This window comes from Aeromonas sp. 600479 (assembly GCF_049175515.1).
GTDB classification, from domain to species: domain Bacteria; phylum Pseudomonadota; class Gammaproteobacteria; order Enterobacterales; family Aeromonadaceae; genus Aeromonas; species Aeromonas veronii_A.
Genome location: NZ_JAAKVF010000022.1, coordinates 41645 through 62641, shown reverse-complemented (window position 1 = coordinate 62641; position 20997 = coordinate 41645). Strand labels below are relative to the sequence as shown.

The window sequence follows — 20997 nt, the reverse complement described above, 5'->3', positions numbered from 1 at the left end:
CTCCCGCCGGCACATTTCTCGCTCCCCCGGGGCAAGGCGGCCCTCGCCCGGCTTGTTAACCTGCCTGCAGCCAAACGCCGGCCCACGGGCCCGTTCGGCCTTCCTTGCGATATCCAATGGCAGCCGCCAGCAGAGCGGCCCAGCCCGGGCGGATGCCTTCCACCCGGTGTCGATATCTCCTTTTTATTTTTATTCAGACAGTTACGAGGACGTCTTCATGCCTATCACCACAAAATTGAAAGCGGTTTCACTGGGTGTCAGCCTGGCGCTGGCCGGCCTGCTGGTCGGTTGCAACCAGAATGACTCGGATCCCCTGGTCAAGGACGATGCCTATTACCGCGACCAGGCCGAGGCCATGGTGGCCAAGCTGACCCTGAGCGAGAAGCTGGACCTGCTCTCCGGCCCCGGTTACGGCAGTGCCAACGGCGCCATCAACGTCAAGCAGGACGTGCCCGGCGTGGCGGGTTACATCAACGGCGTGCTGCGCAGCGCGGACGGCATCGACATTCCGGCCCTCAAACTGGCGGACGGGCCGGCCGGGGTGCGGATCAACGCCAACCGCGACGGTGACAGCGCCAGCTACTACGCTACCGCCTGGCCCATCGGCTCGCTGCTCGCCTCCAGCTGGGACGTCAAGCTGGTCAAGGCCGTCGGCGAAGCCATGGGGGACGAGGTGCGCCAGTACGGGGTCGACATCCTGCTGGCCCCGGGCATGAACATCCAGCGCAACCCCCTCAATGGCCGCAACTTCGAGTACTACTCGGAAGACCCCCTGCTCACCGGCAAAATCGGCGCCGCCATGGTCAACGGGGTGGAGAGCAACGGGGTAGGCACCACCATCAAGCACTACTTCGGCAACAACTCCGAGACCAACCGCAACCAGATCAACGACATCGGCGAACCGAGAACCTTCCGCGAGATCTATCTGCGCGGCTTCCAGATAGCGGTGGACGAGGCCCAGCCCTGGGCGGTGATGACCTCCTACAACAAGGTCAACGGCACCTATGTGAACGAGCGCAAGGATGCGGTGACCGACCTGCTGCGCGGCGAGTGGAAGTTCGACGGCCTGGTGATGTCCGACTGGTTTGCCGGCGACGTGGCCAACAACGCCTACAAGCAGGTGCTGGCGGGACAGGATTTGATCGAGCCGGGCAACGTCAAGGAGCAGTTGCAGCAATCCATCGAGCAGGGCCAGCTCGACGAAGCCAAGGTAAACGAGGCCGCCATCCACATCCTGACCCAGGTAATGAAGAGCCCCTCCTACAACCAGCTGGCCATCAGCAACAGCCCGGACCTGACCGCCCACGCCAAACTGGCCCGTCAGGCCGGTGCCGAGAGCATGGTGCTGCTGCGCAACCACGCCGCGGCCCTGCCGCTGGCGGCAAGCAGCACGCTGGCCAGTTTTGGCATCAACCAGATCAACACCTACAAGGGCGGCACCGGCAGCGGGGATGTGAACGCCGCCAGCACCACCACCATCGCGCAGGGACTGGCGGCACGCTTCCCGGTCAACGAGGCGTTGCAGAGTTACTACCGCGATTTTTACGAGAACAACAAGGTCTATCACGAGGGGCAATTTGGCGCCAAGGGCTACTACACCTGCGCCGAGGCGCCAATCAGCGGCGATCTGGCGGCCCTGATCGCCAGTGCGGCCGCTACCCAGCAAGCCGCCGTCATCAGCATCGGCCGCCAGGCCGGGGAAGGGGCGGATCGCAGCAGCGGCAAGGGGGACTATCTGCTCGGTGATGACGAGCGCGCCCTCATCGACGCGGTGAGCAGCGCCTTCCACGCCCAGGGCAAGAAGGTGGTGGTGGTGCTCAACGTCAACGGCGTCATCGACACCGCCCAGTGGAGCGACAAGGTGGATGGCATCCTGCTGGCCTACATGGCTGGCCAGGAGACCGGCCACGCGGTGGCGGACGTGCTCTCCGGCGCGGTCAACCCGAGCGGCAAACTGGCCCAGAGCTTCCCTCAAAGCTACGCCAGCGTACCCTCCGCCGGCACCTTCCCGGGTGAGGACACCGACGGAGACGGCGAACCGGACGATCTCTACTACAACGAGGGGATCTACGTGGGCTATCGCTACTACAGCACCTTCGAGCAGACGGTCTCCTACCCGTTCGGCTTCGGTCTCTCCTACACCAGCTTCAGCTACACCAGCCCCGCCATCGCCAGCAATACCCTGGAGAGGGGCAGTGCCGGCAGCCTGGTGCTGACCGCCACCATCACCAACACGGGTGCCGTGGCAGGCAAGGAGGCGGCCCAGGTCTATGTGACCGCCCCCGAGGTCAAGCTGAAGAAACCGCTCATCGAGCTCAAGGCCTTTGCCAAGACGGCGCAGCTGGCACCGGGGGCCAGCGAACAGCTGAGCTTCACCATTCCGGCCAGCATCCTCGCCAGCTTCGATGAAGCCAGCAACCAGTGGATCGTGGAGCCGGGTCGCTACAGCGCCTACATCAGCCCCTCGTCGGATGTCTCCGCCAACACGCCGGTCAGCTTCACGGTGAGCAAGGAGATAGTGGTGAGCAACACCACGCCAGGGGCACTGGCACTGCCGACCGGGGTGGATCCCGCCAGCGTCACCACCGTCACTCGCTAACAGAGGCAGGCACGGCCGGGCTCCCAGCCTGGCCTTGCTCGAACATTGCCCAGCAATGACCCGCCCACGGGACCGGCCTTGCGCCGGTCCCGTTGTTATTGGCGGGCGTTGCGATAGGCCAGCGGCGTCATGCGGGTGTTGGCCTTGAAGAAACGGTTGAAGGCGCTCTGGGACGAGAAGCCGACCCGATCGCTGATGTTCTGCAGCGGTTGATCCCCCTCGCCCAGCAAGCGGCAAGCTTCGTTCACCCTCGCCTCCCTCAGCAGGGTGGAGAAGCTGCTCCCCTCCCCCTGCAATTTGCGATTGAGGGTCCAGCGGCTGACATTCATGGCCGCGCACACCTCCTTGAGCAGGCTCTCGTCGCTCTCCAGCTCCCCTTCCCGGATCTTGTGGCGGATCCGCTCCCCCACCAGATAGGCAAAGGGGGCCCGCTCGGCGATGTCGGCGCAGATCTGCGCCAGCTGGGCCAGCTGCAGATGACCCAGCGGTTCGTTGTAGCAGTGGCTGGGGCAGTCGAGCTGGGCGTTGTCGATGGTCAGGGTGTTTTCCCCCTGCTCCCAGCGGCAGCGGGCTCCAAAGAATTGATCCAGCAGCTGATGGCGCGGTGGCGGCCGCCCCGTGAAGCCCACCGAGACCTGGGGAGCCGCCAGATAGACCCGCAAAATCCGGTAGAGGATGATGAAGTTGGGGATGGCCTGACTCGCCCCCAGGCTGGCAGGCCCCTGATTGACATACAGGTATTGGCTGGCCTGCGCCCCCCGCCGCACCCGCAGCTCGTCACAACTGCCGATGATGGGGCGATAGGCCAACAGCACCTCGAGCGCCGCCCGCGGCGAGGGCTGGTTCAGGCACAGGCTGATGAGGGGTGGATAGTGCTGGTAGAGCTGGCCGATGTCGTAGGAGAGGATGGTTTCGTGAAAACTGGCCAGATAGGGCTGCATCAGTTGCAGCATCCGGTAGTGGCTGTGGGCCGGCAGCCGGCCCTGCTCCCGCTCGATGTCGAACGACGTGAGGCCGCCCGCCATCAGAATGGCATCGGGATCTCCCCCCTGCTGCTGGCAGGCTCCCAGCATTCGTCTGATCACCTGGTTTGATACGCTCTGTGACATCTGCCGTTCTGGCCTCCGTGCTGACAGGAAACTGCTCGTGATCTCCACCTTATCGGCTACTGATCCGCCCCCCATCGCACAGGGTTAGGGGATCAGGGGCCATTATGGGGCGGTCACAGGACGAGCAGATGTAACGGAGTGTAAAAGCACGGGTCAGCACGCATATTTACTCCCTCTCGTCAGACGAGACGATTTAAAAGTGCAGTCCGGCAGGAGTCGAACAAGAGCCGCAGATAGTCAACCAGTCGCCCACCGCGATAGGGAAGAGAATCACCCATATCAGGAGGCATACGACGAGCCGGCCGGGTTTCACACGGCATCGGCCCCATCCATCTGTTGAGCTGCATGGATCAGATGTGCCCGTGCATTATTCAGAAGCGGGCGGCAGAGTTGGAAAAACTGGCGGGGTTGTGTGGATTAGCGACACGCAGCTCACTGTGACATGGAGCCAAGCCACGGGAGTAGGTGTGAAAAAGCAGATAAAAACAATGCCAGTCAGGTTTCACTGACTGGCATTAGCCTCATACCGAGGTTTTCTATCACTGGGTAATCGCCATCTCCATTCAGGAGGGCTGTTCGCCTTTGCTCTGGGCTCCCGGCGGCAAGGGTTTGCGTGCCATCAGCTCCAGTTCGAGCAGAGCATAGCGGTGCTCGATGAAGTCATAGACGTTGTTGGAGAGCGCCAACTTGAAGTAGCTGATGGCTTCCTTGCGGTTGCCTTTGCCCAACTCGAACTTGCCCAGATAGAAATAGGTTTCACACAGGCGCTCGGCCAGCTCCCGGTTATCCTTCACCCCTTTCACCACGTTGCCCATCAGCTGGGACGCGTTGATCTCACCTGTGTAGAGACGCACCAGATCCCAGTTCCAGGCATCGTCATCGTACTTGTTGAGGCGCTCGCGCATCCGGCTCATGGCCGCAGCGGGATTGAGCTTCTGCTCGGCCAGATAGAGCCAGATCACCCGATAGGGGTCTTCCGGCTGCGCTTCGTAGAAACGCTTCATATCGGCCGCAGCCAGCTCGGGACGGTTACCGTAATAGAGGGCAATGCCGCGGTTAAGGTAGGCATAGTCATAATCGGGTGCCAGCTCGAGGGCTGAGTCGAATGCCTCATAGGCTTCGTCGTAGTTCTGCTGCTGTACCAGATAGACACCGATGAAGTTGTAGGCTTCGGCGAAATCCGGCTTCTCCCGCAGGGCCCGGTTGAAATCGAGACGAGCGAGGGAACGCAAGCCGACGCGATCAAACACCACGGCACGTTCATAGAACAACTCGGCCCGTTGCTCCGTGGTCAACTCCATTTCACTCAGCATCTGCCCGAGTCGGGCGAGCGCCAACTCGCTTTGGTAGGAGACCTGCAGGGGGGTCGCCAATACCAGTGAAGCAGGCTGCGCCTTGGGAACCTTAGGGGTGTTGACATGACTGCTACTGCTGCAACCCCACATGGGGAGCAACAACAGGATACCAAGGAGGTATCCAATCCCTTTCCTGACGTTCAATGAACACTCCGACGCTTACGCTTGACCCCGCATATGGTAAAGGTCAGCCGCCACTTTGTCATGTAGCTGAGCCCCTCTCCATCAAATAAATCAGGATTCGACAGGGTATCCGGCCTCCAGCCAGCCGCGAAAACCGCCGTCAACACTGATTACGTTGCGATAACCCATCTGTTGCAAATTGTCGGCCGCCAGTACGGAGCGAAAACCGCCACCACAATAGAGATAGAGTGTGGTCTCGGGATCCGGGAACAGGGTCTCGATATCCCGCTCAATCACTCCACGACCCAGATATTGGGCTCCGGGCAGATGGCCTTTGGCCCACTCGCTCTCTTCCCGCACGTCGATCAGGTGAAACGTGCGCCCTTCATCCTGCCAGCGCTTGATCTGGTGAACATCGGTTTCGGTGATGCGGGAGCGGATCCCGTCAACCAGCGCCAAAAAACGGGGATTGTGTTGCATGGCAAGCTCCTTTTGTTGACATCATCTGCGTCAGCAAACGACACGCAGAGATAAGAAAAGAGCGCCATTAGGCGCTCTTTTTGTTACGGCAGGATCTCCTGCTGATCCGCGCCCTCTTTCTCTACCTGGGTGGGCAGCATGTGCTCGCGCTTGACGCCGAGGAACATGGCAAACGCACTCGCCACATAGATGGAGGAGTAGGTACCGAAAGCCACACCGATCACCATGGCCACGGCAAAACCGTGGATCAGCGCGCCGCCCTTGAGCAGCAGCGCCAGCACCACCACGAAGGTGAGGCCGGAGGTGATGATAGTACGGCTCAGGGTCTCGGTCATGGAGAGATCCAGGATGTAGTCGGTATCCCCTTTACGCACCTTGCGGAAGTTCTCCCGCAAGCGGTCGAACACTACGATGGTATCGTTCAGGGAGTAACCCACCAGGGTCATCAGCGCCGCCAGTACGGTCAAGTCGAACTCGTACTGGAAGTAGGCAAAGACACCCAGGGTGATCACCACGTCATGCACCAGCGAGAGAATGCCGCCCATGGCCAGACGCCATTCAAAGCGCACCGCCACGTAGATCAGGATACAGATGATGGAGGCCAGCATCGCCAGCGCCCCGTCAGTGGCCAGCTCGTCACCGACTGAAGGGCCGACGAATTCGACGCGTTTGAGCACTGCGCCCTCATCGAGCAGCTTGGCCGCCGCAAGCACCTCGTTACCCTGCTGCTCGACCTTGACCCCCTCTTTCGGGGTCAGACGGAACAGCACGTCACGGCTGGAGCCAAAGTGTTGCAGGGTGGCCCCTTCAATCTTCTGCTCTTCCAGAACGTCGTGGATCTTGTCCAGGCTCACCGACTGCTGGAATCCCACCTCGATGGTGGTTCCACCGGTAAAGTCCAGACCCCAGTTCAGCCCCCGATCAAACAGGAAGAACAGGGCTACCACCATCAGCACGGAAGAGAAAACCACACCCGGCTTGGCATAGCGCATAAACGGGATCGGTTTTTCAAAATGTAGAATCTGAAACATCTCTCTATCCTCAGATGGGCAGCTTGTCGATACGCCGTCCACCCCAAGCCAGGTTGATAATGGCACGGGAAACTGTGATGGCAGTAAACATGGAGGCGGTCAGACCAATGCCCAGCGTCAGGGCAAAGCCCTTGATGGCGCCAGTACCGATACCGAACAGGATCACGCAAGTGATCAGCGAGGTCACGTTGGAGTCGGCGATGGTGGAGAATGCCCGATCAAAGCCCAGATGGATGGCTTGCTGAACACCGCGACCGTTGCGGATCTCTTCACGAATACGCTCGTAGATCAGCACGTTGGCATCCACCGCCATCCCCAGCGTCAAGACGATACCGGCGATCCCCGGCAGGGTCATGGTGGCACCCGGGATCATCGACATGATGCCGACAATCAACACCAGGTTCATACAGAGCGCCAGGTTGGCGACCCAGCCGAACGCGCGGTAGTAGATCCCCATGAACAGCACGATCACCAGCATGGCCCAGCCGATGGCTTCCATACCGCTGTCGATGTTCTGTTGACCCAGGCTCGGGCCAATGGTGCGTTCTTCCACGATCTGGATCGGGGCGATCAGGGCACCGGCACGCAGCAGCAGCGCCAGGTTGTGGGCTTCGTTGGCGTTGTCGATACCTGTGATACGGAACTGGCTGCCAAGACGCGACTGGATGGTGGCGACGTTGATCACCTCCTCCTGCTTGCGGAACTTGCGCTTGCCATCCGGACCAGGCTGACCAACCGGCTTGTACTCGATGAAGACAGTCGCCATCCCTTTACCCACGTTGTCCTTGGTAAAGTTGGCCATCTTGTTGCCACCCTGGCCATCCAGCTTGATGTTGACCTGGGGACGGCTGTACTCGTCGAAACCGGACTGGGCACCCACGATGTGGTCACCGGTCAGGATCACCCGCTTGTGCAGTACCACAGGACGACCATTGCGATCGGTATAGACCTTGGAGCTGGGAGGTACTCGCCCTTCCGCGGCAGCCTGAATATCAGCAGCCTCATCCACCATGTGGAACTCCAGGGTAGCGGTCGCCCCCAGGATTTCCTTGGCGCGGGCAGTGTCCTGAATACCGGGCAGTTCAACGACAATGCGCTCGGCGCCTTGCTGTTGTACCAACGGCTCGGCCACACCCAGTTCGTTGACCCGGTTACGGATGATGGTGATGTTCTGCTCCAGGGCGTACTTCTTCACTTCCTTGATCTTGGCTTCGCTCAGACCAGCCAGCAGGATGAACTCATCCCCTTTCTGCTCGGTAGTGAAAGTCAAATCAGGGTTCTGACGACGCAGATGAGAAACGGCGCGTTCCTGATCGGCTTCGTCACGGAAGATCACCTGCACCTGATCACCGACCCGGCGCACGCCGGAGTAACGGATCTTCTGGGTGCGCAGCTCGGCACGGAAATCCTGCACCATCTGCTCTTGCTGCTTGGTCAGTGCTTCGGCCATGTCCACTTCCATCAGGAAGTGCACACCACCGCGCAGGTCAAGACCCAGCTTCAGAGGGGCCGCACCGATGGCTTCGAGCCAGGCGGGAGTGGAAGGTGCCAGGTTGAGTGCGGTAATGAAGTTGTCACCCAGCTTGTTGGCAACAATATCGCGCGCCTTGAGCTGGTCTTCGGTGTTCTTGAAACGGATCAGGATCAGACCGTGCTCGAACGCAGCATGTTTGACCGGGATTTTCGCCTCGTCGAGCGTCTGTGTCACCAGGTCAAGGGTATCTAGCTTGACTTCGGCACCACGGCTGGCAGAAACCTGCAGGGCCGGGTCTTCGCCGTAAAGATTGGGGGCTGCATATAGAAAACCGATGGCGATCACGAAGACCACCATCAGGTATTTCCACAGCGGATAGCGATTCAACACGCTGTGCTCCTTGGGAGATTAAAGGGACTGGATAGAACCCTTGGGCAGAACGGCAGAGACGAAGTCCTTTTTGATGGTGACTTGAGTCTGGTCGTTCAGAGCGATCACCAGGTAATCGCTGTCAGCAGCCACTTTGGCAATCTTGCCAACCAGACCACCGGAAGTGAGCACTTCATCACCCTTGGACAAGGAGCTCATCAGATTGCGATGATCTTTGGCGCGCTTGGCCTGGGGACGATAGATCATGAAGTAGAAGATCAGGCCAAATACGGCCAGCATGATGATCATTTCCATACCACCACCCTGTGCACCCGGTGCTGCGCCTTCTGCATACGCCTTGGAGATAATGCTCATTTAACAACCTCTTATTGATGTAGATTTGAAAAACAAAATTATATGTTGTTGTTATTTAACGTCATTTTCAGCTAACGGAGGCACAGGCTTCCCTTGCCGACGGTAAAACTCAGTTACAAAGTCGTCTAATTTACCCTGCTCGATCGCGTCCCGCAAACCCTGCATCACACGCTGGTAATAACGCAGGTTATGGATCGTATTCAGACGGGCACCGAGGATCTCGTTGCACTTGTCCAGATGGTGCAGGTAGCTGCGGCTGTAGTTCTTGCAGGTGTAGCAATCGCACTCGGCATCCAGGGTGCTGGTGTCGTTGCGGTGCTGAGCGTTGCGGATCTTCACTACGCCATCAGTGGTAAACAGATGACCGTTGCGGGCGTTGCGGGTCGGCATGACGCAGTCGAACATGTCGATACCGCGGCGAACCCCCTCCACCAGATCTTCCGGTTTGCCGACCCCCATCAGGTAGCGTGGCTTGTCGGCCGGAATTTTCGGGCAAACGTGCTCGAGGATGCGGTGCATATCCTCTTTGGGCTCACCCACCGCCAGACCGCCGACCGCATAACCGTCGAAACCGATCTCCAGCAGCCCCTTGAGAGAGACATCCCGTAGATCTTCATAAACTGACCCCTGAATAATGCCGAACAGGGCATTCTTGTTGCCGAGCGCATCAAACTTGTCACGAGAACGCTTACCCCAGCGCAGGGACATCTCCATCGACTTGCGCGCCTCTTCGTAAGTAGCCGGATAGGGCGTGCACTCATCGAAGATCATCACGATGTCGGAGCCCAGATCGTACTGGATCTCCATGGACTTCTCGGGGTCGAGGAAGATCTTCTCGCCATTGATGGGGTGACGGAAGTGGACGCCCGCTTCGGTGATCTTGCGAATATGGCCCAGGCTGAATACCTGGAAACCACCGGAGTCAGTCAGGATCGGCCCCTGCCAGTTCATGAAATCGTGCAGATCACCGTGGGCACGCATCACTTCCTGACCCGGGCGCAGCCAGAGGTGGAAGGTGTTGCCCAGCAGGATCTGGGCACCGGTTTCACGCACTTCTTCAGGGGTCATCCCCTTGACGGTGCCGTAGGTACCGACCGGCATAAAGGCCGGCGTTTGTACCACGCCACGTTCGAAGACCAGTTGACCGCGACGGGCACGGCCGTCGGTGGTTTTCAGTTCAAATTTCATTGCTACCTCGATTCAGTCAGAGAAACAGTCTGACAATAGGAGGGCCGCTCAGGGCCCGGTAAATACGCTGAAGCTTATGCTTCAACCTGGCGACGGGTGACGAACATGGCGTCCCCGTAGCTGAAGAAACGGTACTGCCCGGCCACAGCTGCCTGATAGGCCGCCATCACGTTGTCATAACCGGCAAAGGCACTGACCAGCATGATCAAGGTCGACTCCGGCAGATGGAAGTTGGTGACCATGGCATCGACAATCTGGAACTGGTAGCCAGGGAAGATGAAGATATCGGTGTCACTAAAGAAGGGCGCCAGCGGTTTGCCCTGCGCCAAGGTAACCTTGGCCGCGCTCTCCAGCGAACGCACCGATGTGGTCCCCACCGCAATCACCCGACCACCACGGGCACGGGTGGCCGCGATGGCATCCACCACCTCTTGCGGCACTTCCGCATACTCGGAGTGCATGTGGTGATCTTCAATCTTCTCAACCCGCACCGGCTGGAAGGTCCCCGCCCCTACATGCAGGGTGACGAAGGCCGTTTCAACCCCTTTGGCCCGAATTTTCGCAAGCAGCGGCTCATCAAAGTGCAGACCGGCGGTCGGCGCGGCAACGGCGCCCGGCTTTTGATTGTAAACAGTCTGGTAGCGCTCCTTGTCGGCATCCTCGTCGGGACGGTCGATGTAGGGGGGCAGCGGCATGTGGCCGATGGCTTCCAAAATCTCCAGTACCGGACGCGGGTCGAGGAAGTGGATCTCGAACAAGGCGTCGTGACGGGCGCGCATCTCTGCCTCCACGCCCCCATCCATGATCATCCGGGTGCCCGGCTTGGGTGCCTTGGATGCCCGGACATGAGCCAGCACGCTGTGCTCGTCCAGAATGCGCTCGACCAGTACCTCCAGCTTGCCACCGCTGGCCTTCTGGCCAAACATGCGCGCCGGAATGACGCGGGTGTTGTTGAATACCAGCAGATCGCCCGGATTGAGCTGATCCAGCACATCGACAAATTGACCGTGGCGCAGAGCGCCAGTTTGACCATCGAGCTGCAACAGGCGGCTGGCGGTACGCTCCGCCATCGGATAGCGGGCAATCAGCTCGTCTGGCAGATCAAAATGAAAATCGGATACTTGCATCTTTCACCTCGGGGGGAATCGGCGGCTAGTCTAGTTATCCCCATCTTCCAAGGCAACCCAAAAGACCAAAAACCCAAGAGAGACAAGGGGTAGCGGGCAATTTTGTGACCACCAACCGGTTAATGACTCTTTAATGTTTTGTATTGACCCTGATCATGTTTTGCCACCCATGGCTGGGCTAGGGTGGAGAGAGGCGGTGAAGAAAAACCAATGTAATCAGGAGGCCTACCATGATGACCCTATCCGAGATCATGACAGAACATCCCTTCACTCTGGGACCGGAGAACAGTGTCAAACAGGCGATGGATCTGATGCAACAAGAGCGGATCCGCCATATTCCCATCGTTGACGAGCAGCACCATTTGCTTGGGCTGGTGACCCTCACCGATATCCTGGCCACCCGGGAATCCAAGCTGCTGCTGATAAGTCCGGAGCGGGAGGCTGAATTCACTGATAGTGTCCACCTTGACGAGATCATGACCCGTCAGGTCGCGAGCGTGGATCCCCATGCCGGCATCAAGGAGGCTGCCCTCTACCTGCAGCGGCACCGGTATGGCTGCCTGCCGGTACTCAAAGGACGCAAGCTCATCGGCATCGTCACCGAGTCGGACTTTATTGCCGTGGCCATCAACCTGTTGGAATTGATGGAAGAGCAGGATCCCCCGACCGATTTTTGATGGAGCAACCCGTAATTAAATTACAATAAAAGCGTTTTCAGCCGTCAAAATAAGCTAAAATGATGAAACACTTTCATTTTGACTGAAAAATTACACCAAATACTTGCCTTGTGATCTGCGTCACACTATTATCCCTCTCATGCAATAGTTGCCGAGGGGGAGAAAAGGGATTGTGCACCCATTATCTTCCTCTCATATGTCTGCAAGTTTGCACACCCCGTAGTTAGTCTTTGCTGTAAAGCATTTGTTTATATAGCCATTCCTTGTTTGATGACCCGGCCCTGTCGTTGCGATAGCGCCGGGATTTTTTTATCCGCGTTTTCTGCTCTCCCCCTTGTCAGCACATCTCCATCGCTGCAACCAGTTCCCTCAACCTCCTGCGCCACCTGTTTGCTCCACCGTTTATCTCATCGCGTCGCCATGCCTCTGCACACCTCTTCTCATGCCTTGAAAAGGCGATGTAGCGCACAGATATTGAACCATGACAAGGAGTTATCTCAGTAGGCCAGAGATATTCATGTTAGGTACAGCCATAGTGAGCTATCTAATAAGTAGATTTAAGCGATTCAAAAATGCGGCTTTTATCGATTAGCGGAAGCCCCTATGATGAATCCATCGAAAGTTAAGCGCCTCGTCTGGCAAGACTCTTCAACACCAGACAGGCATATGTACATCACCAAGGAGCAATTACATGTCTACCTACATCAACACTGAAATCAAGCCGTTTAATGCTACCGCCTACCACAATGGCAAATTCGTGCAGGTCTCTGACGCAGACCTGAAAGGCAAGTGGTCCGTGGTCTTCTTCTACCCGGCTGACTTCACCTTCGTCTGCCCGACCGAGCTGGGCGATCTGGCTGACAACTACGCTGAATTCCAGAAGCTGGGCGTCGAGATCTACGCTGTCTCTACCGATACCCACTTCACCCATAAGGCTTGGCACGACACGTCTGACACCATCAAGAAGATCCAGTATCCGATGATTGGCGACCCGACCGGCACCATTACCCGCAACTTTGGCGTGATGATCGAAGAAGCCGGCCTGGCCGACCGCGGTACCTTCGTGATTGATCCGCAGGGCATCATCCAGATCGTCGAGATCAACGCTGGCGGCATCGGCCGTGACGCCCTGGAGCTGCTGCGCAAAGTCAAAGCAGCTCAGTATGTCGCCTCCCACCCGGGTGAAGTGTGCCCGGCCAAGTGGAAAGAAGGTGAAGCTACCCTGGCCCCGTCCCTGGATCTGGTAGGCAAGATCTAAGCCTTCCGCTTCCAAGACCGGCCCGCATAAGGGCCGGTCTGCTTTCCGGCCCTCAGAAACGCCATCGCGCGCTTTTGACCTGTGAAGATGCCGACCCGCAATCACCAAGAAGGAATTCGAAGATGTTGGATACCAACCTCAAACAACAGCTGAACACCTATCTGCAGTACATCGTCAATCCCATCGAGATCAGCGTGTCCGGCAACGACAGCGACAAATCTGCAGAGCTGCTGGCGCTGGCCAGCGAGATCGCCGAAATGTCCCCCAAGATCACCCAGACCTCTGGCAATGCCACCCGCACGCCTTCAATGAGTATCGCGCCGCAGGGCCAAGCCCCGCGCGTTCACTTTGCCGGCATCCCCATGGGTCATGAATTCACCTCGCTGGTGCTTGCCCTGCTGCAAAGCGGCGGTCACCCCTCCAAGGCCGATGCAGCCGTGCAGGAGCAGATCCGCAATCTCAAGGGCGAGTTCCACTTCGAGACCTATATCTCCCTCTCTTGCCACAACTGCCCGGACGTGGTGCAGGCGCTGAACCTGATGGCCACCCTGAACCCCGGCATCACTCACACCATGATCGACGGAGCCCTGTTCCAGGAAGAGGTCAATGAGCGTCAAATCATGGCGGTGCCGAATGTTTACCTGAACGGTCAACCGTTCAGCCAGGGCCGCATCTCGCTGGAAGAGATCGTCGCCAAACTCGACACCGGTGCTGCAGAGCGCAAAGCCGCCGAGCTGAATGAGAAAGATCCCTACGACGTTCTGGTTGTCGGAGGTGGCCCGGCTGGCGCCTCAGCAGCCATCTATGCCGCCCGTAAAGGCATTCGCACCGCCATCGTCGCCGAGCGTTTTGGTGGTCAGGTGATGGACACCGTCGGCATTGAGAACTTTATCTCCGTGCCCTACACCGAAGGCCCCAAGCTGGCCGCGAGCCTGGAGCAGCACGTCAAGCAGTACGGCGTGGAAGTGATCACCGAGCAGCGCGCTGCCGCCATCAGCAAGGATGGCTACGTAAACGTGGATCTCGCCTCTGGCGCCACCCTGAAGAGCCGCGCCGTGATCCTGGCGACCGGTGCCCGCTGGCGCGACCTGAACGTGCCGGGCGAACTCGAGTACCGCACCAAGGGCGTGGCCTACTGCCCGCACTGCGATGGCCCCTTCTTCAAAGGCAAGCGGGTTGCAGTGATCGGTGGCGGTAACTCCGGCATCGAGGCAGCAATCGACCTGGCTGGCATCGTCGAGCATGTGACCGTGGTGGAATTCGCTGACACCCTGCGCGCCGATGAAGTGCTGCAGAAGAAGGCTCGCTCTATGGGCAATATCGACATCATCATGAGTGCCCGCACTACCGAAGTGATCGGTGATGGCAGCAAGGTGGTCGGTATGGATTACGAAGATCGCACTACCGGCGAGATCAAACACCTGGCGGTGGCTGGCATCTTCGTCCAGATCGGTCTGGTGCCGAACACCGAGTTCCTGAAAGGGAGCGAGATTGCCCTGACCCGCTTTGGCGAGATCGAGATCGATACCAAGGGTGCGACCTCCCTGCCCGGCGTCTACGCCGCTGGGGATGCCACCACGGTACCGTTCAAGCAGATCATCATCTCCATGGGTGCCGGCGCCACTGCCGCGCTGGGGGCGTTCGATTACCTCATCCGCAACCCCGCACCGGAAGCGGAAGTCGCGAAAGCAGACACCGTCACAGCCTGACCATTCTCTGCACCGTAAAGCCGACTCAATGAGTCGGCTTTTTCATGCGTCTCCGCGCCAAGTGCTCAGGACAAACACTGTCCCAATGGCATGTCGAAAAATTAAGTTTGAATAAAACCAGTACTGTCTACACACCAGCTCTATACAGCTCCCCCTTACCAGATTGCGTAAAGCGCAGTGCTGGGAAGACGATATGTAAGCCAGAGATTGGCCGTCCGCAAGACAGGTCTGTGTTGCTACGACGTCAGCAAACATACCGCTTTGCGCTGACGTCCCCACTCTCTGCGTACGATGGCCAAGTATCAAGCCACACGGGAAGAGGGCATTGCTGAAGTCGATGAGACCTTCTTCCTTGAGTTGCTCAAAAGGCTACGGGGCTTACCTGGCACGACAAGACAGCCAGGAGACAGAGAGCGAATCCGGGGACCGGGCCGGTTTACATCGCACTATATGGTGGAGCAGGACTATGCAGGTTTTCAGTAAGAGCAGATGAATGCCGAAGCCATCAGAAACGTCATGCCCTTATCTATCGTCGTCGGAGGCTAGCTGTTTAGTTATGGGTTGGCGCAGAATACTGGAACATTACGGGAAGGAGGTGAATATCAATGTGTGTTTGCATGAGGTGCTTGGGCACCCCATGCAACATGTAACGTAATGGGTGCATAGCCTTTTTATAGGCGATTGAGTGCCAAATTACGGACGGTAAACTTTGACGTTATCAAAGCCCTTCTCTTTCAGATAGAGCGCCTGCAACTTGCTCATCACGCCGCGATCGCAGTAGAGCAGATAGGTCTTCTCCTTGGACAGATCGCCAAAGGCGGTAGCCAGCTTGAAGAAGGGAATATGCATGACCTCACGCCCTTCCACCAGCAACGGCTTCTCGTCGTGCTCGTCCATGGAGCGGATATCGAGGATCACCTCGTTGTCACCGCTCTCGGTGGTAGTCTCCACTTCCTGCACCTCGGCGGCGGTCTCTTCACCGATACGACGGATATCGAGGTAACGGGCCTCCGCCACCACCTTGTCCAAAATGGCGAAGTCGAAGTTGCCCTCTTCCTCTTCAATGCGCGCCAGATCGGCCTTCACGGTCGGCTTTTTGGAGATGACGCCACAGTACTCCGGCATAGTCTCGGCGAACTCCAGCGTGCCGATGCGGCGGGCTTCGCTGATGATGTCCGGCTTGTCCCAGGTGATGAGCGGGCGCAGGATCACCTTGTCGGTCACCCGATCGATGACGTTCAGGTTGGTGAGGGTCTGGCTGGATACCTGACCCACACACTCGCCGGTCACCAGCGCCGGGATCTGGAACTCGTCAGCCACTTTGGCGGCGGCACGCATCATCATCCGCTTGAGCACCACCCCCATCTGACCGTTATCGATCTTCTCGAGGATCTCGGCGACCACTGGCTCGAAGTCGACCGCGGTGAAACGCACCCGATGGGATGAACCGAAGCGGTTCCACAGGTGATAGGCCACCTGCTTGACGCCGATCTCGTGAGCGGCGCCGCCCAGATTGAAGAAGCAGTAGTGCACCCGGCAGCCGCGCTTGATGAACTGGAACGACGCCACACCGGAGTCAAAACCGCCGGAGATGAGGCTAAGCACATCTTCCTGAGTGGCGATGGGCATGCCGCTCAGGCCCTGATGAATGGCGCTGACGATGAAGAGCTCTTCGCCGTCGATCTCGAGGTTGATCTTCACATCCGGGTTCTTGAGGCGCACACCATTGCTTTCGCAGTGCTGGTTCAAACCACCGCCCACGTAGCGCTCAATCTCGAGAGAGGAGAACTCGTGCTTGCCGTGGCGCTTGGCGCGCACGCAGAAGGTTTTGCCCTTGAGCTGGTCGCCCCACACGGCTTTCACCTGCTCGAAGATGTCGTGCAGATCGGTGAACTTGCTGGCCTGCACCTCGAGGAAGGCCTGAATGCCAGGGATGCAAGCCAAGGCTTCGATAGCCTGCTCGCGGAACTGGTCATTGCGGGAGCTCACGATCAGTTTGTCCCAATCCATCCGTACGCGGGCATCGTCGTCAAAGCGGCGCAGGACGTTGCGGATATTGCCCTGCAGGATCTTGATAAAGCGCTGGCGAACCGACTTGCTCTTGATGGTGATTTCCGGGAACAGCTTGATAATGAACTTCATGGTAATGACTCGGGTGACCTTGATTTAAGGGCGCGAATTATATCAGAACTTTGTGGCCAGCGCCTACTGGATGAGCGTTTGCTCACATTCCCCCACGCAGTGTTTGCCGTGCAGCGCCAATCTTGCGTATATTCCCGACCCTGCACCCCGGCACCACTTCTGGCGACAGACCGATACGATGAAGACCTATATCTACTACCCCGGCATGGAAGTGCGGGATGAACTGTGGCTCAAGTTTGCCCTGCTCTATCTGGAGCGGCTCGCCTTTGTCTTCACCGTCAGCGAAAAGAGCGGTCTCACCACTCTGCAGCAAACCCTCGAGCAGGAGACAGATCTCTTGGCCGAGCGACCCGATGCCGCCTTCTTTGCCGCCATCACTCCGCAACTCGAAAGCCAGTTAAGCGGTTTGCTTGCACCCGATTTTGTCCGTCACAAGGTGTTTGGCAACAAGGAGCTGGTCACCCGCTGGCGTCAGGGGGCCAACCACGACTGCTTCTGTCCGGATCAGGCGGGGCTGGAGCGGCTGCACGGCTTTTGCCTCAACCATGGTTTTGCCAGTCGGGATCAGGGGGGGATCAGAATGGCACGGCGCTTTGCCAATCTGCTCTCCATGCGTCTCGCCCGTGAGTGGGCACTCGCCAATGACGGGGCGCTCATTACCGATCACGACTATCTGGACCGCCTGCTCCATCTGCTCGAATCCCGCTACCACAATCGCGGCGGCCAGGATTGCTTCCACCTCGAGATCCCGTTGCAAGTACCCACTCACCTCGGCGAGATCTCCTTCGCCGAGCTTATCACCCTGCGCGGGCGCAGCGGCTTTCGCCAGCAGTTGGCCGAATTTCATCTGGCCCTCGACAACCTGCTCACCATGCTGGGGAGCGGCTATGCCGACCCGGCGGCCCTGACCCGCTTCGAGCAGGCCCGGCAAGGGCTCAATCAACTGCTCGGCCCCGAGACCATCAGCATGCCACTCACCACCCTGGTCAGCACCAGCCTGCCCGCCGTGGCGATGCTCCATCAGTTAAAGGCGAGCCATCCCGAAAGCGACCTCATCTTCCATCCCATCAAGAAGAGCCACTTTCACCAGCGCAAGAGCCAGCACTTCTTCACCCGGCTCGGTCATCTGCGCCAACCGGGCTGAACCGGCGGAATGAAAAAGGGGTTGGCATCTGCCAACCCCTCTCGTTTTCTGCAGCCTACCAATCATCACCCCGGTGATTTGCCCGCTCTTGTGCGTCACGGCGCGCTTCCATCGCCCTGTCACGGCGGATATTAGCAGGGGTACAGGCAAACTTCTTCTCGACACAGCGATACCAGACATCGTTGGCCGAGCCAAAGGGAGCGCCATATTGTGGCTGCTGCGAGCGGCCAAATTCGCCGCGCTCCTGCATCGTTGCACAACCTGAGCCCACCAGTACCAGCAGGGACAACAGAATGCGAAGGGACATTTCATACTCCTCAGGATTTGAACGAACCCTGAATTATGCCCACACCTGCCGTAACGCTCAACAATTCATGCATTTCAAATGGTTAATTACATACCGCTTAATGATCGCAGGCAAAATACTCACAGTGAAGTCAACGGATAACGCTACCCGCCTCATCACCATCGGGATGCACCATGCGAAACTCGATGCGATCGCTGTTGCCCGCCTCGTCCACCACCACCAGCTGATAACGACCCGCCACACTCAGCACCTGATCCCCGTCCCAGCGCAGCCGCTGGCCGTTGAGAAACCAGGCCGGCTTGCCGACACCGCCGAGCACCTTGGGCTGCAACCGATAGCGCTGGCTGCGGATAAGGTTGCCCTCCCCCAGCGCCACGATGCGAATGGGAGCCTGCAGCTCGGCACTCTGCCCTTCCCCTGCACAACCGCTGGCCAGCAGCGCCTGCCGTCGCTCGCCGGGGGACCGCCACGGCTCCAGCGACAATGGCCAGAGCGCCCGAAAACCGGATTGCGCCGCATCGGGGCAACGGGTCAGAGTCGGCTTGCCCGCGGCGGTCAATGCAACTTGACGCAGCGGCGAGGGCCAGTCCATGGGATCCGGCAAGGTGGGAGGATCGCGCCCTTCCAGCAACCAGGCGCTCTGACGCTGCAAACAGGCCTCTGGCAGGGTGGCGCTCGTCTTGCGCCCCAGCGGCCAGCAGATCTCGGCTTCGCTCACCGTGTTGGGTTGTGCCGGCAAGGGGCTGTTGTCAGCCAGCCGCGAGTAGACCGAAAGCAGAAGCGGCACCGCCGCGCTCTGCCCGTAAAAACCGGGCATGGGGGTACCATCGGGGCGTCCCAGCCAGACGCCGATAGTCCAGCGACCGGAGACCCCCATGGCCCAGCTGTCGCGATAGCCATAGCTGGTGCCGGTCTTCCAGGCCAGTCGATTGACCCGGCCGGTTGCCTCGCTGGCAAAGGGCTGATCAGCCCGTCCCTGCGCGCTCAATATTTGCCAGATGATCCAGGCCGCTCCCGGACTCAGCAAGGGGCGTGACACCGCCTGCTGCCCCGCCAGCCAGACCGGCATCGCCACCTGCCCCTGCCGGGTCAGCGAGCTGTAGAGTGCCACCAGCTGTTCGAGCCGAATGCCCGCCGCCCCCAGCGCGATGGCAGGATTGGGTTTGTCGGAGAGAGCCAGCCGCACTCCGGCGTTGTCGAGGCGGCTGACCAGCTTGTCCGGCCCAAGCGCCTCCAGCACCTGCACCGCCGGCACGTTGAGGGATTGCTGCAGCGCCTGCGCAAGGGTCACCGGCCCCTGAAAGGCACCGGAAAAGTTGGCGGGGCGATACTCCGAGCCCAGCCTTGGCGCATCGGAGAGCAAGGAGGCCGAGTGCACCAGCCCCTCGTCCATCGCCAGACCGTAGATGAAGGGCTTGAGGGTGGAGCCGGGGGAGCGGATCGCCTGCACCATGTCCAGATAACCGTGGCGGCGCAAATTGCCATACTCGGCGCTGCCCACATAGGCGCGCACCGCCATGGTTTTGTTATCTACCAGCAGCAGGGCCGCGGAGGTCTGCTCGGGGAAGCGACGGATATAGCTCGCCACCCGCCCCTCCAGCCAGCGCTGCAGATCGCCGTCTATGGTGGTGTGCACCAGCGCCCCGGCCTGATTGTCGGCGGCGAGACGGGCAAACAGCGGCGCCTCCATCGGCGTGAAGTGACCACGGGCCAGCACCGGCTCGATACGTCCCTCCAACCACGCCTGTTCGGGCCAGACACCCTGCGCTACCAGTCGCTGCATCACCTTGTCACGGGCGGTGCGGGCCCGCTCGGGATGCCGGTCCGGCCGGTTGCGGCTGGGAGCCTGCGGCAGCACCGCCAACAGCGCCGCCTCGGCATAGGTCAGCTTGGCCGCGCTCTTGCCGAGATAGGCAAAACTTGCCGCCTGCACCCCCTCCAGGTTGCCGCCAAACGGCGCCCGGTTGAGGTAGACGGTGAGCAAGGTGCGCTTGTCGTAGTGCCACTCCAGTTGCAGCGCGCGCGCCATCTGACGAAGCTTGCCGGGCACGCTCCTGTGGTAGGGCTCGATAAGGCGGGCCACCTGCATGGTGAGAGTCGAGCCGCCTGACACGGCTCGCCCGTAACGCAGCCACTGCCAGACCCCGCGCACCATGGCCACCGGATTGACCCCGGGATGACGCCAGAAGTAGCGATCCTCGTAGCCGAGCAGAGCCTCGATATAGCGGGGGGAGACCTGCTCCAGGGTCACGGGGTAACGCCATACGCCGCTGGTATCGGCAAAGGCGCGCAGCGGTAGCCCCTTCATGTCGAGCACCACCCGTGCGTAGGCAGGGTCGAGCGGTGGCGGCGGGAAGAGTCGATCCAGTGCCAGCAATGACAGGAGCAGTGCTACAACGCCCAGCACCGAGCAACGCAGCCAGCGTGGCAGGCGACCAAGCCAGCACCAGCCAGCGTGGCCAGTGCGACCTAATTTCAGCCAGCCACGCTGCCAGAAAGTGAGCGGGCGAACCCGCTCAAGGGAGGGAAT

Annotated in this window: 16 protein-coding genes; 5 read left to right on the top strand and 11 right to left on the bottom strand. The window is 59.4% G+C overall.

Annotation, left to right across the window (positions count from 1 at the left end; genetic code table 11):
• Positions 1-217 precede the first annotated feature (217 nt).
• Entirely contained in the window at positions 218-2599 is a 2382-nt protein-coding gene (locus G5149_RS18880) for a beta-glucosidase (RefSeq protein WP_421213344.1), read from the top strand.
• A gap of 95 nt (positions 2600-2694) precedes the next feature.
• Here G5149_RS18880 and G5149_RS18875 read toward each other — a convergent pair whose 3' ends face one another.
• The 8 genes from G5149_RS18875 to queA form a co-directional block, all read right to left on the bottom strand.
• On the bottom strand, positions 2695-3672 hold the full coding sequence (locus G5149_RS18875) for an AraC family transcriptional regulator (RefSeq protein WP_216979029.1): 978 nt from the start codon (positions 3670-3672) through the stop codon (positions 2695-2697).
• 599 nt (positions 3673-4271) lie between these two features.
• Positions 4272-5207: a lipoprotein NlpI gene (gene nlpI, locus G5149_RS18870; protein WP_005344691.1), complete on the bottom strand. Its 936-nt coding sequence runs from the start codon at positions 5205-5207 to the stop codon at positions 4272-4274.
• Between the two features lie 90 nt (positions 5208-5297).
• Entirely contained in the window at positions 5298-5666 is a 369-nt protein-coding gene (locus tag G5149_RS18865; protein WP_005344690.1) for a rhodanese-like domain-containing protein, read from the bottom strand.
• 83 nt (positions 5667-5749) lie between these two features.
• Positions 5750-6697 (bottom strand): protein translocase subunit SecF, encoded by a 948-nt coding sequence (secF, locus tag G5149_RS18860; RefSeq protein WP_005344682.1) that lies wholly within the window; start codon positions 6695-6697, stop codon positions 5750-5752.
• A 10-nt stretch (positions 6698-6707) separates the two neighbouring features.
• A complete protein-coding gene (gene secD / locus G5149_RS18855) occupies positions 6708-8561 on the bottom strand; it encodes a protein translocase subunit SecD (RefSeq protein ID WP_005344680.1) in 1854 nt (617 codons plus the stop codon).
• A gap of 18 nt (positions 8562-8579) precedes the next feature.
• Positions 8580-8915 (bottom strand): preprotein translocase subunit YajC, encoded by a 336-nt coding sequence (gene yajC / locus G5149_RS18850; protein WP_005337327.1) that lies wholly within the window; start codon positions 8913-8915, stop codon positions 8580-8582.
• Positions 8916-8966: 51 nt separating this feature from the next.
• Positions 8967-10103, bottom strand: coding sequence for a tRNA guanosine(34) transglycosylase Tgt (gene tgt, locus G5149_RS18845; protein WP_005337329.1), 1137 nt, complete (start codon positions 10101-10103; stop codon positions 8967-8969).
• 74 nt (positions 10104-10177) lie between these two features.
• Positions 10178-11230 (bottom strand): tRNA preQ1(34) S-adenosylmethionine ribosyltransferase-isomerase QueA, encoded by a 1053-nt coding sequence (gene queA / locus G5149_RS18840; RefSeq protein ID WP_337073026.1) that lies wholly within the window; start codon positions 11228-11230, stop codon positions 10178-10180.
• Positions 11231-11460: 230 nt separating this feature from the next.
• Here queA and G5149_RS18835 point away from each other — a divergent pair, with 230 nt between their 5' ends.
• From G5149_RS18835 to ahpF, 3 genes are all read left to right on the top strand, one after another.
• Positions 11461-11907 carry a CBS domain-containing protein gene (locus G5149_RS18835; protein WP_216979031.1) on the top strand — a complete coding sequence of 149 codons (447 nt, stop codon included), beginning with the start codon at positions 11461-11463 and terminating at the stop codon, positions 11905-11907.
• A 691-nt stretch (positions 11908-12598) separates the two neighbouring features.
• A complete protein-coding gene (gene ahpC / locus G5149_RS18830; protein ID WP_005344674.1) occupies positions 12599-13165 on the top strand; it encodes an alkyl hydroperoxide reductase subunit C in 567 nt (188 codons plus the stop codon).
• A 122-nt stretch (positions 13166-13287) separates the two neighbouring features.
• Complete coding sequence (gene ahpF, locus G5149_RS18825) at positions 13288-14874, top strand: alkyl hydroperoxide reductase subunit F (protein WP_337073025.1); 1587 nt, start codon at positions 13288-13290, stop codon at positions 14872-14874.
• A 693-nt stretch (positions 14875-15567) separates the two neighbouring features.
• On the opposite strand, the gene thiI is transcribed toward ahpF, so the two are convergent.
• On the bottom strand, positions 15568-17016 hold the full coding sequence (thiI, locus tag G5149_RS18820) for a tRNA uracil 4-sulfurtransferase ThiI (RefSeq protein WP_421213341.1): 1449 nt from the start codon (positions 17014-17016) through the stop codon (positions 15568-15570).
• Positions 17017-17194: 178 nt separating this feature from the next.
• Between thiI and G5149_RS18815 the strand changes: the two genes are divergently transcribed.
• The gene (locus tag G5149_RS18815; protein WP_421213339.1) at positions 17195-18160 is read left to right on the top strand and encodes a hypothetical protein; all 966 of its coding nucleotides are present in this window, start codon (positions 17195-17197) and stop codon (positions 18158-18160) included.
• A gap of 55 nt (positions 18161-18215) precedes the next feature.
• Here G5149_RS18815 and G5149_RS18810 read toward each other — a convergent pair whose 3' ends face one another.
• Both G5149_RS18810 and pbpC read right to left on the bottom strand, forming a co-directional pair.
• Entirely contained in the window at positions 18216-18467 is a 252-nt protein-coding gene (locus G5149_RS18810; RefSeq protein ID WP_421213337.1) for a hypothetical protein, read from the bottom strand.
• Between the two features lie 130 nt (positions 18468-18597).
• Positions 18598-20997 carry a penicillin-binding protein 1C gene (gene pbpC, locus G5149_RS18805; RefSeq protein WP_421213356.1) on the bottom strand — a complete coding sequence of 800 codons (2400 nt, stop codon included), beginning with the start codon at positions 20995-20997 and terminating at the stop codon, positions 18598-18600.

Coding starts and splice junctions, on each gene's coding strand:
- G5149_RS18880 (WP_421213344.1), top strand. CDS start 218: ATGCCTATCACCACAAAATTGAAAGCGGTTTCACTGGGTGTCAGCCTG.
- G5149_RS18810 (WP_421213337.1), bottom strand. CDS start 18,467: ATGTCCCTTCGCATTCTGTTGTCCCTGCTGGTACTGGTGGGCTCAGGT.
- G5149_RS18835 (WP_216979031.1), top strand. CDS start 11,461: ATGATGACCCTATCCGAGATCATGACAGAACATCCCTTCACTCTGGGA.
- G5149_RS18865 (WP_005344690.1), bottom strand. CDS start 5,666: ATGCAACACAATCCCCGTTTTTTGGCGCTGGTTGACGGGATCCGCTCC.
- tgt (WP_005337329.1), bottom strand. CDS start 10,103: ATGAAATTTGAACTGAAAACCACCGACGGCCGTGCCCGTCGCGGTCAA.
- secF (WP_005344682.1), bottom strand. CDS start 6,697: ATGTTTCAGATTCTACATTTTGAAAAACCGATCCCGTTTATGCGCTAT.
- G5149_RS18875 (WP_216979029.1), bottom strand. CDS start 3,672: ATGCTGGGAGCCTGCCAGCAGCAGGGGGGAGATCCCGATGCCATTCTG.
- queA (WP_337073026.1), bottom strand. CDS start 11,230: ATGCAAGTATCCGATTTTCATTTTGATCTGCCAGACGAGCTGATTGCC.
- ahpF (WP_337073025.1), top strand. CDS start 13,288: ATGTTGGATACCAACCTCAAACAACAGCTGAACACCTATCTGCAGTAC.
- G5149_RS18815 (WP_421213339.1), top strand. CDS start 17,195: ATGAAGACCTATATCTACTACCCCGGCATGGAAGTGCGGGATGAACTG.
- ahpC (WP_005344674.1), top strand. CDS start 12,599: ATGTCTACCTACATCAACACTGAAATCAAGCCGTTTAATGCTACCGCC.
- yajC (WP_005337327.1), bottom strand. CDS start 8,915: ATGAGCATTATCTCCAAGGCGTATGCAGAAGGCGCAGCACCGGGTGCA.
- thiI (WP_421213341.1), bottom strand. CDS start 17,016: ATGAAGTTCATTATCAAGCTGTTCCCGGAAATCACCATCAAGAGCAAG.